The following is a 13,184-nucleotide window of genomic DNA, read 5'->3' as shown; positions in this document are numbered from 1 at the left end:
TGGAAACCGCGACCGTCGCAGGCTCCCCGTACGCCATCACCGCGAGCAACGCCTCCGGTTCCGGCCTGAGCAATTACACCATCGCCTATGTCGATGGTGCCATGAGTGTCGACCCGGCAATGCTCACCATCACCGCCGACGATCAGGTCAAGACCTACGGCGAGGCATTCACCTTCGCCGGCACCGAGTTCTCCACCTCGGGCCTGCTGTTCTCCGACAGCGTCGCCAGCGTCGACCTGGCCAGCGACGGCGCGCTCAACACCGCCGCGGTCGCAGGCTCCCCGTACGCCATCACCGCCAGCAACGCCTCGGGCACGGGGCTCAGCAACTACACCATCGCCTATGTCGATGGTGCCATGAGTGTCGACCCGGCGGCGCTGACCATCACCGCCGACGATCAGACCAAGTCCTTCGGCGAGACCTTCACCTTCGCAGGGACCGAGTTCACCACCCGCGGCCTGCTGTTCGGCGACAGCGTCGACAGCGCCACCCTCTCAAGCGATGGCGCCGTGGCGGAGGCCAGCGTCGAGGACGGGCCCTACCTGATCGCGATCTCGGAGGCGCAGGGCAGCGGGCTGTCGAATTACGACATCGCCTTTGTCGAAGGCACGATGAGCGTCGAGGCGGTGGCCGTGGCCGACGAGGTCGTGCCGCTGCCGACGCCGCCGCTGTCCTTCGACCAGCCCAACCCCACCGACACGATCCAGATCACGCTCACGACCGACACCGACAGCACCACCCTCGCGGTGCCCGGCCCCTCGACCACCGTCGATGACGCGCAGCGCACGCTGGAGGCGGTCGAGCCGATTGCCGCGACGCTGGAGGTCGCCGCCGATGCCTGCGCCCAGAGCGATGCCGATGTCAGCCGCTACCTCGCCTGCCTGTCGGACGCGCTGAACGATTTCGCCAACGAGCTCGACGAGATCGCCAGCGAGCTGCCGCCGGGCATGCAGGACGTGGCGCGCATCGTTCAGGATGCGCGGCGCGGCATCGACGGGGCGCGCGCCCGCGCCGAGAGCCGGCTGGCCGGTGCCACCACCGAGGCCGAGCGCGAGGCGATCCGCCGCGACGCGATCAACGAATCCCGCGCCCAGATCGACACCGCAGCAAACGAGATCCGCAAGGCCATCGCCTTTGTCCGGGCCGACGATCCCGAGCTTGCCAGCGTGCAAACCGCGACGATCACAAGGGTCTCGACCGCGGTCGAGAGCGTCGGCATCGAGCTGTCGCGGGCGGTGGGGCTCTGAGCCATGGCCCGACCCGGACGGCAGCTGGCGATGCTCTGGACGGCGCTCTTCCTCGCCGCCGCGCCGGCCCTGGCCGAGACCCGCGTCGCGCTGGTGGTGGGCAATTCCGAATACGAGGCGGTCGAGCCGCTGAAGAACCCGCAGAACGACGCGCTCGACATCTCGGTGGCGCTCGAGGGGCTGGGCTTCGAGGTCCATACCGGGCGCAACCTCACCAAGGCGGGCATGCGGCAGACCACACGCGACTTCGCCGCCGCCGCTGCCAGTGCCGACGTGGTGCTGTTCTACTATGCCGGTCACGCCTTCCAGGTCGACGGGCGCAACTACCTGCTTCCCACTGACGCAGCGCTCAGCACCGTTTCCGACATCCCCGAGGAGACGGTGGCGATCAACGAGGTGCTGCGCGCCATGGAGGCCTCTGATGGGATGAAGCTGATCTTCCTCGACGCCTGCCGCGACAACCCCTTTGGCGAGGTGATGCAGAACGCGCCGGGGGTCGGCGACGGGCTGGCGCGGGTCGGCACGGACGCGAATTTCCTCTTCGCCTACGCCACCCAGCCCGACAACGTGGCCTATGACGGCAGCGGGCGGAACAGCTTCTTCACCGAGGCGATGCTGCACCATCTCTACACTCCCGGACAGGACATCTCGGAGCTGATGATCTCGGTCCGGCGCGACGTTCTGGCGGCCACCGGCGGGCAGCAGATCCCGTGGGAGAACTCCTCGCTCACCCGCAAGTTCATGTTCGACGACAGCCCGGTGACGGTCTCGGAGGAGGCGCTGTTCTACCAGGTCGCCATCGGAGAGAAGGATCCCGACCTTCTGCGGCTATATCTCGAGACCTACCCGAAAGGTGCCCATGCCGAAGAGGCGCTGGCCTTTCTCGACACAGGTCTCAGCACGAGGGCGCTGGGGCTGGCCACCGCGCCCGACGACCAGGAGGAGAAGTTCTGGTTGCTGGCCCGGCGCAGCCGCCTGCGCCCGCTGCTCGAGGTCTATCTCGAGCGCTACCCGGAGGGCGCCCATATTGACGAAGCACGGCGTCTGATCGCGCTGCTGCCACCGCTCGAAAGCGCCTCGGACGGGGCGCTTTGCGAGCGGCTCGCGACGCACCCGCGCGACGCCACGGCGGGCAATCCCGGCGTGCCCTTCGCGCGCCTGCAGCAGAACGCGGTGGCGGCGATCCGGGCCTGCTCGGCGGCGGCCATCCAGTCGCCGGAACTGAGCCATTACGTGGCGCTGCTGGCCCGTGCCACAGCCGCGTCCGGCGACATGGCCCGCGCCATCGACCTCTATTTCAGCGCCGCCGAGCGCGGCGACCTGCGCGCCATGGTCAGCCTCGCGCAGCTCAAGGAGAACGGCACCGGCATGGCGCAGGACATCCCCGGCGCCATGCGTCTTTACGAGCGCGCCGCCGAGGGCGGCAGTCAGGACGCGATGATCAACCTCGCGATCACGCTCTTCGAGGGCAAGCTGCTGCCGCAGGACACCGACCGCGCCATCGCGCTGATGAAGCGCGCCGCCGCCGAGGGCGCGCCCAAGGCCGCCTTCAACCTCGGGGTGCTGGCGCAGGATGGCGCGCTTGGCGATCCGGCCGAGGCGCTCGACTATTTCCGCCGCGCCGCCCGTGATGGCTATGCGCAGGGCTATCTCGCCGCCGCCATCCTGCTCGACGAGGGGCGCGGCGTGGCGCGCGACCCGCAGGCCGCCGCCGACGCGCTGCTGCGCGGCGCGGTCGAGGATGACGGCACGGTGCTGACCCAACTCACCCGCAACAGCACGGACTGGACGCGCGAGACGATCTCGGCGGTGCAGGCGCGGCTGGCACAGGCCGGGCTCTACGCCAGCGTCATCGACGGGCTGCCGGGGCCGAACTTCACCGCCGCGCTGACCAAGTGGCGCAACGGCGCCTTCGATGCCGCCCTGCTGGCAAACTGATCGAGACGACGCAAAGGACAGGGACCACCTTCACCACCACAGAGGAGCAAGACGGACATGACCAGAACACTCAAGCTCACAGGGGCGCTGGCCGCGCTCGTGCTGATCGCGGGATGCGTCGAGGACAGCGGCGGCATGGAGAGCGCGCCGATGGAGGCCTCGCCGGCGGGCCCGCCCTTCATCACCACCTTCGACGGCTCGGTGAGCAATGCCGCGATCACATCCTGCCGCACCGAGCTCGAATCGATGACCGACGGCGGCGTGACGGTCGTCGGCTCGGAATTCTCCGAGGCCGCCACCGCCGTCTACATGCGCGTCGGCGCCAATGGCGCCCCGTGGCGCTGCCTCGTCTCGAATGACGGCTCCAACCCGTCGGTGATGTTCATGGGCAACGAAGGCACGCTCTGATCCATCGCCCCGGAGACCACGCGTCCGGGCAGCTCGCGCGCCCGGACGCCCCGCCCTTGCAGCGCCTCAGGAGGACACCTCATGACCCGACCCAACGTCACCACATGGCTCGCCCTCGCCGCGACCGCCGCCCTCGCCGCCTGCGTCGAGACCGAGATGGCCGATGACCGGCTCTCGGACGACATCGTGCCGCCCGCGGGCATGGAGCCCGACTGCATCGCACAGGCGACCCGGCTGACCGGCGTGCCGGAAGAGCGGGTTCTGGTCGAAAGCCGCATCGAGACCGGCGGCGGCCCGTTCATCGGCCTCAGGATCGACGGCGCGAGCTATGGCTGCCGGCTCGAAGATGACGGCAGCGTCACGGTGTTCAGCCAGTTCGCGAACTGAGCCCAGGGGGAGGCAGGCCGATGTGCAAATGGATCGTCCGCATCTTCGCCGCGCTCTACCTGCTGGCGCTGCTGGTGCTGCTGATCGGCACCTATGGCCTTTTCGGGCAGGAGCGCGACCCGCTTTCGGGTGTCTTCCTCGTGCCGCTGGGCCTGCCGTGGAACCAGTTCATCGACGCAGCGCCCGACAGCCTGCTGCCATGGCTCGCGGCATTGGCGCCACTGGTGAACCTGCTGCTCCTGCGCGCGATTTGTCGGGCGTTTTCAAACCGGCGCGCAGACTGAGACCGCCGCCGCCACCCACGAAGAAAGGATCGGAAACATGGCCCTCGACATTCCCCACATCATCGTCACAAGCGCCGTCATTCTGGGGGTGCTCTGGATCGTGGATCACATGAGCCCGCTCAAGGAGGCCGGCAAGGGCCGGCGCACGATCTACAAGTTCATCGGGATCTTCGTGCTCCTGATGATCATCAACCTTGCATGGCGGCCTTACGGAACCGCCATCTGATCCGGCAGTGACGACCGGCGCCGTCGGCTCCGGACCGCTCCCGCACCGGTGCAGCAGGGCGGGCCATTGTTCTTGCCCGGTCCCCTGGCCTACACAGGGGCCACGCCAATCGCCCGGGAGGCAAGACCTTGGAACATCTCGACCAGAGCCTGAAAGAGCTGTTCGTCGATCTGCACAGCTCGGGCCTGTGGGTCGATGAAAAGGCGATCTCCGACTCGATCCTGCTGGCCCCCGCGGAGGAGATCTGCGCCGCCTATGACACGGCCCGGGCAGAGGGCCATGTCGATCTGCAGGCCTTCTACGATCACTGGTTCACCCCGGCGCAATCCGCCGGCGCCGCTTACCACACCAATCCCGAGCATGACGCGCTGCAGCATCTCGAGGCGGTCTGGCCACATCTCACGCGACCGGCGGATGACCCCGAGGAGCGCTCGACCCGCTTCCCCCTGCCCCACCCTTACGTGATCGCCGGCGGGCGCTTTCAGGAGGCCTATTACTGGGACAGCTACTTCACCCAGCTGGGCCTCCTGCGCTCGGGGCGAACGGCGCTGGTGCGAGACATGCTCGACAATTTCGCCTATGCGCTGCGCGAGATCGGTTTCGTGCCGAACGGCTTCCGCTCGTATTTCCTGACCCGCTCGCAGCCGCCGTTCTTCTCGTCGATGGTGGCCGATTACGGCCGCGCCATCGGCGATCCGGCCGGCGCCTTTGCGCGCTACCTGCCGGCGATGGAGACCGAGTACCGCTTCTTCATGGAAACCCCGCGCAACCACGCCGGGCTGGCCCGCTACTGGGATGCCGGCGCCGGACCGCGCATCGAGATGTACGCCACCGATCTCGAATGGCAGGACCACGCGGCGGCGCATCCCGACTTCTTCCGCGACCTCCGCGCCGCCTGCGAGAGCGGCTGGGATTTCTCCTCGCGCTGGCTGGGCGATCCGCGCGATCTCGGTACCATCCGCACCACGCGGATCTGGCCGGTGGACCTCAACTGCCTGATGCTGCGCATGGAAGAGCTTCTGGCCGAGGCCACGGCCCACGCCGCGCCCGAGCGCTCGGCGCGCTACGCCGCAGCCGCCGAGACCCGCCGCGCGGCGATCTCGGAGCGCTTCTTCGACGACACCCGCGGCTATTTCTTCGACCTCTCGATCGACGACGGCGCGCTGATCCCGGTCACCAGCGCGGCCGGGCTGTTTCCGCTCTGGGCCGGGGCCGCGACGCCGGAGCAGGCCACCCGCACGGCGGCCTGGGCCGAGCGCCACCTGCTGCGCGCCGGCGGGTTGCTCACCACCGACATCGAGAGCGGCCAGCAATGGGACAGCCCCAACGGCTGGGCGCCGCTGCAATGGATCGCCGTGCAGGGCCTGCGCCGCTACGGCTTCGACGCCTTGGCCGAGACCCTGCGCACCCGCTGGCTCGCGACCTGCGATGCGGTGTTCCGCGAGACCGGCAAGTTCGTCGAGAAATACAATGTCATCGATCCGCTCTCGCCCAGCGGCGGCGGGGAATACGAATTGCAGGACGGGTTCGGCTGGAGCAACGGCGTCTATCTCGCCTTCGCGACGGAGGGCGCCTAGCCGCCCGAGCGGCGCGTGTCACCCGCCTCCCACACCCCGCGCGATCCGGTGGGCCATGCTGGACTTGGCCCCCGATCTGCGCCATGCAGGTGCCCAAAGACAGTTGGAGGTGAAGATGGCGGACGGTACCTTTGCAGTGCTGCTCCTGGTGGCAGGTCTGACGGATATGGGGACGAATTACTGTGGCACGGCAACCGGCTGCCTCGGCGCCGGCGAGCAGACGCCGCGGCTGTCATTCGCTGCCGGCAACGTGGTCGAGCGGCGCGCCGAGGAAGGTCTCGAACTGTCCATGCGCTACGATTTCGCCCGCATGATCGGCCCGTTCGGACAGGCGGTCGGCCTGTCCTGGGGCGAGGAGAGCGGCTCGTGGATCGGCTATGGCTGGACCTGGGGCACCACCTTCGGCAAGAGCCCGTTCTACACCGAGCTGCACGCCATGCCGGGCCTCTACGCACCGGACAACGATTTCGACCTCGGCGGCCCGATCGAGTTCCGCTCCGGCATCGAGCTCGGCTACGAGAACCGCAAGGGCTGGCGCTATGCGGTCAGCTACAACCACCGCTCCAACGCCGGGATCTATGACGAGAACCCGGGCGTCGAGACGGTGAACTTCAAGATCAGCATGCCGCTGCGCTGAACGTCGCGCGCTCTGCGAACACGGTTGACCCCGTCCGGCCTCCCAGCAGGGAGGCCGTTTTGCTGCGCTTTGACAGAAGACGATGCACGCGCCGTCGCGCCGTTGCGGAGATCGCCGCTCGGGCGCGGGCCTGATCCCGCCCCCATGAGCGCCGCGCCAAAATGGCGCTGTGGCCCCATCCCCCTTTACCGCGCCGCAACCCGCGCTAGGCTTCCAGCCAACGCGCTTAACCGAGGATGGATTCATGAAACTCATTTGGCTTGGACATGGCGGTTTCCGCATCGAGATCGAGGATCAGGTTCTGCTGATCGACCCGTGGGTCACCGGCAACCCGATGATGCCCGACGACCGCATTGGCGAAGCGCTTGAGGGTGCCACGCAGATCCTGATGACGCATGGGCATTTCGACCATACCAACGATGTGGTCGCGCTCTCCAAGGACAACACTCTGCCGGTCTCCGGGATCTTCGAACTGATCGGCATTCTCGAGTCGCAGGGCGCGGTTGCGGGCCACGCCTTCAACAAGGGCGGCACCGCGCCCTTCGGCAAGGTCTCGGTGAGCATGGTGCCGGCCTCGCACAGCTCGTCGATGGAGGTCGACGGGGCGCCAACCTACACCGGCATGGAGACCGGCTTCATCATCCGGGGCGAGGGCAAGACGATCTATTTCTCGGGCGACACCACGATCATGGCCGACATGGGCTGGATCGGCGAATATTACCAGCCCGATATCGGCATCCTGAGCGCCGGTGGCTACTATACGATGGACATGGAGATGGCCGCCTGGGCGGCGAAGAAATACTTCGATTTCAAGACCGTGATCCCGATGCATTACCGCACCTTCCCGGCCCTCGAGCAATCGGCCGAGGCGCTGGCCGCCGGCCTGCCCGGCGTCGATGTGATCGAGCCACAGGTGCTCGAGGCGATCGAGCTCTGAGCCGCGACGCTCCGGGTTCCCGGCGCGCCCCGCCCTGCCTATAGTGCAGGAAAAACCAGCGGGGCGCGCGCAGCGACATGACAGGCACAGCAAGCAGCGAAAGCAGGCCGCCGATCAACGTGATGATCGTCGGCCAGTCGGGACGGCTGCAATACGAAGCGTTGCTCTTTGCCCTATCGCTTGCGCTCACCACGCCGACGCGCCACGCAAAGCTCTATGTCGCCGAGCCGCAGCCGGGAGAGCTTTGGCCGCTCGACCCGCGCATCGACGATCCCGAACTGCGCGCCCTGCTCGAGGCCCAGGGCGCCGAAATCCTGCCCTTCGAAAGCCGGCATTTCGGTGCCGCCTACCCCTATGGCAACAAGATCGAGGCGCTGCTGGCGCTGCCCGAGGGCGAGCCGTTCGTGTTCTTCGACACCGACACGCTGGTGCTCGACGATCTGGGGCGCGTGCCCTTCGATTTCTCCCGCCCCACCGCCTCGCTGCGGCGCGAGGGCACCTGGCCGCAGATCGAGCTTTACGGCCCGGGCTATACCGAGACCTGGAAGGCGCTCTATGACCGCTTCGGGCTCGATTTCGAAAGCTCGCTCGACCTGAGCTGGCCCGACGAATACTGGCAGCGCTATCTCTACTTCAACGCGGGCTTCTTCTTCGGCGCCTGCCCGCGGCAATTCGGGCAGCGCTTCCTCGACTACGCCCTCGCGATCCGCGACGACCCGCCGCCGGAACTGATCTGCCAAAGCCTCGATCCTTGGCTCGACCAGGTGGCGCTGCCGCTGGTGATTCAGTCCTGCGGCGGCGGGCGCGACACGCTGCCGGAGGGGCTGCTCGACGGCGAGGTCACCTGCCATTACCGCACCCTGCCCCTGCTCTACGCCCGGGAAAGCGACGAGACGGTGGAGTGGCTCGAAGAGATCACCGCGCCGAACCGGATCAAGAAGGTGCTGAAGCAATACGACCCGATCAAGCGCATGGTCTATCAGGGCCGAGGCCGCAAGGCGCGGGCGCTGTTCGACCGCGACGACCTGCCCCGGCGCGAACAGGCTTTCCGCAACCGCCTCAAGCGCGAGGGGTTCTGGATGCGCTGAGCCGCGCGGGCGGGCCGCCGCCGAGCGATGAAATCGGGTTTTGGCGACTCCGCCCGGGCATGATAGGTTGATATCACCTTATTTCAGGAGAGATCTCATGCCCGCCTCGACAATTCTCGTCGGCACCACCAAGGGTGCGTTTCTCGTGTCCGGCAGCGACCGACAGGACTGGGAGGTTTCCGGCCCGTTCTGCGACGGCTGGGCGATCAACCACATGGCCGGCGATCCGGCGACCGGGCGGATCTGGGCGGCGGGCGGCGGCGACTGGACCGGCGCCGGCGTGTGGCGCAGCGAGGACGGCACCGACTGGACGCTCGCCAAGCTGGCCGATGGCGAGATCGACGCCTGGGTGCGCAACGATCCGGAGATGGGCGAGATGTTCGGCATGACGCCGCAGGCGCCGGCGCCGTGGAGCGGCGAGATCAGCGCGCTCTGGTCCCTGCACTGGAGCAACGGCACGCTTTATGCCGGGTCGAAGCCCGCGCGGCTGTTTCGCAGCAACGATGGCGGCGCGACCTGGGAGGAGATGAGCGCCCTGCGCGAGCACCCCTCCTCGGACAGCTGGCAGCCCGGCGCCGCGGGGCTGACCCTGCACACAATCGTCAGCTCTCCGGAGGATCCGGACAAGCTCTGGGTCGGGATCTCGGCGGCGGGGGTGTTCGCCAGCGAGGATGGCGGCGCAAGCTGGGAGCGGCGCAACCGGCGCTCGAACGCGCCTGCCACCCCCTGCCAGCATCCGGCGGCGGGCGACGGGGTCGAGACCGGCCATTGCGTGCACAACATGCAGCGCGCGCCGGGTTATGGCGGCGATCTGCTCTACCAGCAGAACCATCACGGGGTCTACCGCTCGCGCGATGGCGGGCGCAGCTGGGACGAGGTGACCGCAGGGCTGCCCTCGACCTTCGGCTTTCCCATCGCGGTGCATCCGCGCGACGGGCAGACGATCTGGACGCTGCCCCTGAACGGCGACATGGCCGGGCGCTACCCGCCGGACGCAGCGGCCGCGGTCTGGCGCTCGCGCGATGGCGGCGAGCGCTGGGAGGCCTGCCGCGAGGGGCTGCCGCAACGGGCCTGCTATTTCACCGTGCTGCGGCAGGCGATGGCGGTGGATCGCGGCACGCCGGCGGGGGTGTATTTCGGCACCAACAGCGGCTCGGTCTTTGCCAGCACCGACGAGGGCGACAGCTGGCAGGAGATCGCCCGGCACTTGCCGACAGTGCTCTGTGTCGAGGTGCTGGAGCGCGTGTGACGCGCGGCGCCCTCTTCTTAGGCGCGGCGCCCGTGTCGCGGTCGCGCCGGAGGGGGCCAGCCCCCTCTTGACCCGTTGGGCCAATTCACCCCCGAGGTATTTTTGAACCAAAGAAGCTGGGGCGGTGCGCGGGATGGAGGCGGCGGCGCGCTGCGCGGGATGCGAGCCGGGGCCGTCTCGGGTGATGGCGGATATTGTGGGTGATGGCGCAATGGCCTACGCCTATGGTCGAGGGATCATCAGGGAGGACTTCATGACACACGGCTTCGACACGCTGCAGGTGCACGCCGGCGCCCGGCCCGACCCGGCCACCGGCGCGCGGCAGACACCGATCTACCAGACCACCGCCTATGTGTTCCGCGACGCCGACCACGCGGCAGCGCTCTTCAATCTGCAGGAAGTGGGCTACATCTATTCGCGTCTCACCAACCCGACGGTGGCGGCGCTGCAGGAGCGGGTCGCGACGCTCGAGGGTGGCGCGGGGGCGGTGTGCTGTTCCTCGGGCCACGCGGCGCAGATCATGGCGCTGTTCCCGTTGATGGGGCCGGGGCTGAATATTGTGGCCTCGACAAGGGCTTATGGCGGAACGATCACGCAGTTCAGCCAGACCATCAAGCGCTTTGGCTGGTCATGCAAATTCGTCGATTTCGACGATCTCGGCGCCGTCGAGGCGGCGATCGACGACAACACCCGCGCGGTGTTCTGCGAGAGCATCGCCAATCCCGGCGGCTATATCACCGATCTCGACGCCATCGCCGCCATCGCCGACAAGGCCGGCCTGCCTCTGATCGTCGACAACACCTCGGCCACCCCCTATCTCTGCCGCCCGATCGAGCATGGCGCCACGCTGGTGGTGCATTCGCTCACCAAGTACATGACCGGCAACGGCACCGTGACCGGCGGCGCGGTGGTCGACTCAGGCACCTTCGACTGGTCTGCCTCGGGCAAGTTCCCCTCGCTCTCGGATCCCGAGCCCGCCTATCACGGGCTCAAGTTCCACGAGACCTTCGGCGGGCTCGCCTTCACCTTCCACTCCATCGCCGTTGGCCTGCGCGATCTTGGCATGACGATGAATCCGCAGGGCGCGCATTACACGCTGATGGGCATCGAGACCCTGAGCCTGCGCATGCAGAAGCACGTGGAAAACGCCATGCGCGTGGCCTCGTGGCTCGAGAACCACCCGGGCGTGGAGCGGGTGACCTATGCCGGGCTGCCTTCCTCGCCCTACAATGACCGGGTTGCCAAGATCTGCCCCAACGGCGCCGGCGGGCTGTTCACCATCGCCCTGAAAGGCGGCTACGAGAGCTGCCTCAAGTTCGTCGACGCGCTGCAGATCTTCAGCCACGTGGCCAATCTCGGCGATGCCCGCAGCCTGGTGATCCACTCGGCCTCGACCACCCACCGGCAGCTCAGCGAAGAGCAGCAGATCGCCGCCGGGGCCGCACCGAACGTGGTGCGGATCTCGATCGGCATCGAGGATCCCGAAGATCTGATCGCCGATCTCGAACAGGCGCTGGCGCAGGCCGGCTGACGGCCTCCCGGCCGCGACACCGCTGAGGGGGAGCGCCAACGCGCTCCCCCTTTCCCTGTCGCGCTCACTCGGTGAGTTCGAACACCATGGTGACCCGGGCGCTGAGCACCGTCTCGCCGGCGGCGATCGGTGCGGAGGCGACCCGCGCTTCCATCATCATCGGCGCAGGTACATAGCCGCCGCCGCCATTCTCCGAGATCGACAGCACCGGACCGAGCGTCACGCCCGCCTCCTCGGCCAGCACCCGGGCGCGCGCCATGGCGTCGGCCACGGCATCGCGCCGCGCCGCCTCGGCCACCGGATCGGGATCCTGCAGGCCGAAGCTCAGCCCCGAGAGCCGGTTGGCGCCATCCTCGGTCACCGCGCCCAGCACCGCGCCGAGCTGGTCGAGATCGCGGACCCGGACGGTCAGCCGGTTCGACGCCTCGTAGCCGGTGATCTCGCGCGCGCGATCGGAATCATAGTTGCTCCAGATCGGCTGGAGACCGACATCCGAGGTCTGCCGGTCGCGCGCCGCGATGCCCATCGCATCGAGCCGGGCGAGAATCGCCGCGGCGACCTCGGAGGCCTCGTTCATGGCGGCGCCGGGATCGCCATTCTGTGCACTGACGCCAAGGCTGACCGTGGCCATATCGGGCACCGCGACGGCGTCTCCCTCGCCGGTGACGGTGAGTTTCGGCGCGCTGTCCTGCGCGAAGGCGGCACCGGTGGCAAGCAACAGGGTGCAGGCGGTGGCAAGGGCGAGACGACGCATGGGATCCTCCTCGGACTGATAAAGATATCGTCAACATCGGCCCCCGGAGGCGTCGCCGCAAGGCTCTGCCATGCAAGCTTTCTTCCGCTCGGCGGAAGGCTGCTATACTCTGTCGCACGGGGTCTGCAGACTCCCATAAGCATCCGAGCAGTGGTAGACACCGGACATGGTACCGAATTTCGCGCTTTCCCTGTCCTTTGATGGCATTGGCCTGCTCCGGCGGGCCCTGACGGGCTGGATACAGATCGACTGGGTGGCGTTCGAGGACGCCGCGCTCGAGACATCCCTCGCCGCGATGCGCGCGCGCGCCACCGCCCTCGCCCCCGACGGGGCGCAGGTGCTGCTGATCCTGCCCAACGAGCAGATCCGTTTTCTCGATCTTGCCGATCCGGGCGAAGATGGCGGCCGCCCCGCCGCGGTGCGCGCCGCGCTCGATGGCGCAACGCCTTATGCCGTCGACGAACTGACCTATGACTGGTCGCTGCGTGAGGGCCGGCTGCTGGCCGCCGCCGTGGCGGCAGAAACGCTGGACGAGGCCGAAAGCTTCGTGCGGGCGCATGGGTTCGAGCCAGTGGCCTTCACCGCCATTCCACCGGACGGCGCCTTCGAGGGCGCGGTCTGGTTCGGCACCGCCAGCGGCTGGGACGGGCCGGCTCCCGATCGTCTGACCACCCCGGTCAGCATCATCGAGGCAAGCGCCGAAGCCCCGTGGGCCGGCGCCGCGCTGCGCCCGGAGGCCGAGCCGGCTCAGCCTGAGACCGACGCTGACGCCGACGCGCCCCTGCCCCCGGTCGACGCCTCCGGATCCCAGGAAGCCCCCACGGAAGAGCACGCAGAGGACACGCAGCCCGAGGCCGCCGACCCCGCCGCGCCCGAGATCGAGGCGGAGCCCGCCAGCTTCGGCGGCGGCACCTTCGGCCC

The 13,184-nt window shown here is 68.2% G+C and carries 13 protein-coding genes and 1 pseudogene; 13 read left to right on the top strand and 1 reads right to left on the bottom strand.

The features are described 5' to 3' along the window. From AC6RA4_RS16520 to AC6RA4_RS16465, 12 genes are all read left to right on the top strand, one after another. On the top strand, positions 1 to 1,247 hold a 1,247-nt coding region (locus tag AC6RA4_RS16520; protein WP_500162194.1), incomplete at its 5' end, for an MBG domain-containing protein. A 3-nt stretch (positions 1,248 to 1,250) separates the two neighbouring features. Then, positions 1,251 to 3,185, top strand: a complete 1,935-nt coding sequence (locus tag AC6RA4_RS16515; protein ID WP_500162192.1) for a caspase family protein — start codon at positions 1,251 to 1,253, stop codon at positions 3,183 to 3,185. Positions 3,186 to 3,242: 57 nt separating this feature from the next. Continuing rightward, positions 3,243 to 3,593: a hypothetical protein gene (locus AC6RA4_RS16510; protein WP_500162190.1), complete on the top strand. Its 351-nt coding sequence runs from the start codon at positions 3,243 to 3,245 to the stop codon at positions 3,591 to 3,593. An 81-nt stretch (positions 3,594 to 3,674) separates the two neighbouring features. Further along, entirely contained in the window at positions 3,675 to 3,980 is a 306-nt protein-coding gene (locus AC6RA4_RS16505; protein WP_500162188.1) for a hypothetical protein, read from the top strand. Positions 3,981 to 4,000: 20 nt separating this feature from the next. Then, positions 4,001 to 4,264 (top strand): hypothetical protein, encoded by a 264-nt coding sequence (locus AC6RA4_RS16500; RefSeq protein ID WP_500162187.1) that lies wholly within the window; start codon positions 4,001 to 4,003, stop codon positions 4,262 to 4,264. Positions 4,265 to 4,301: 37 nt separating this feature from the next. Continuing rightward, positions 4,302 to 4,490, top strand: coding sequence for a hypothetical protein (locus tag AC6RA4_RS16495; protein WP_500162185.1), 189 nt, complete (start codon positions 4,302 to 4,304; stop codon positions 4,488 to 4,490). A gap of 128 nt (positions 4,491 to 4,618) precedes the next feature. Further along, positions 4,619 to 6,067 carry a trehalase family glycosidase gene (locus AC6RA4_RS16490; protein WP_500162183.1) on the top strand — a complete coding sequence of 483 codons (1,449 nt, stop codon included), beginning with the start codon at positions 4,619 to 4,621 and terminating at the stop codon, positions 6,065 to 6,067. A 115-nt stretch (positions 6,068 to 6,182) separates the two neighbouring features. Then, positions 6,183 to 6,704: an acyloxyacyl hydrolase gene (locus AC6RA4_RS16485; protein ID WP_500162181.1), complete on the top strand. Its 522-nt coding sequence runs from the start codon at positions 6,183 to 6,185 to the stop codon at positions 6,702 to 6,704. A gap of 244 nt (positions 6,705 to 6,948) precedes the next feature. Beyond that, on the top strand, positions 6,949 to 7,641 hold the full coding sequence (locus AC6RA4_RS16480; protein WP_500162179.1) for a metal-dependent hydrolase: 693 nt from the start codon (positions 6,949 to 6,951) through the stop codon (positions 7,639 to 7,641). A 77-nt stretch (positions 7,642 to 7,718) separates the two neighbouring features. After that, positions 7,719 to 8,729 carry a GT-B fold glycosyltransferase domain-containing protein gene (locus AC6RA4_RS16475; protein WP_500162177.1) on the top strand — a complete coding sequence of 337 codons (1,011 nt, stop codon included), beginning with the start codon at positions 7,719 to 7,721 and terminating at the stop codon, positions 8,727 to 8,729. Between the two features lie 97 nt (positions 8,730 to 8,826). After that, entirely contained in the window at positions 8,827 to 9,978 is a 1,152-nt protein-coding gene (locus AC6RA4_RS16470; protein WP_500162176.1) for a WD40/YVTN/BNR-like repeat-containing protein, read from the top strand. 253 nt (positions 9,979 to 10,231) lie between these two features. Further along, complete coding sequence (locus AC6RA4_RS16465) at positions 10,232 to 11,509, top strand: O-acetylhomoserine aminocarboxypropyltransferase/cysteine synthase family protein (protein ID WP_500162174.1); 1,278 nt, start codon at positions 10,232 to 10,234, stop codon at positions 11,507 to 11,509. Positions 11,510 to 11,573: 64 nt separating this feature from the next. On the opposite strand, the gene AC6RA4_RS16460 is transcribed toward AC6RA4_RS16465, so the two are convergent. Beyond that, positions 11,574 to 12,263, bottom strand: coding sequence for an SIMPL domain-containing protein (locus AC6RA4_RS16460; protein WP_500162172.1), 690 nt, complete (start codon positions 12,261 to 12,263; stop codon positions 11,574 to 11,576). A gap of 166 nt (positions 12,264 to 12,429) precedes the next feature. Here AC6RA4_RS16460 and AC6RA4_RS16455 point away from each other — a divergent pair. Further along, positions 12,430 to 13,184, top strand: a pseudogene (locus AC6RA4_RS16455) (hypothetical protein); the annotation flags it as partial.

The organism is Salipiger sp., from assembly GCF_059781815.1.
This window is presented reverse-complemented; position numbering and strand designations above follow the sequence as displayed.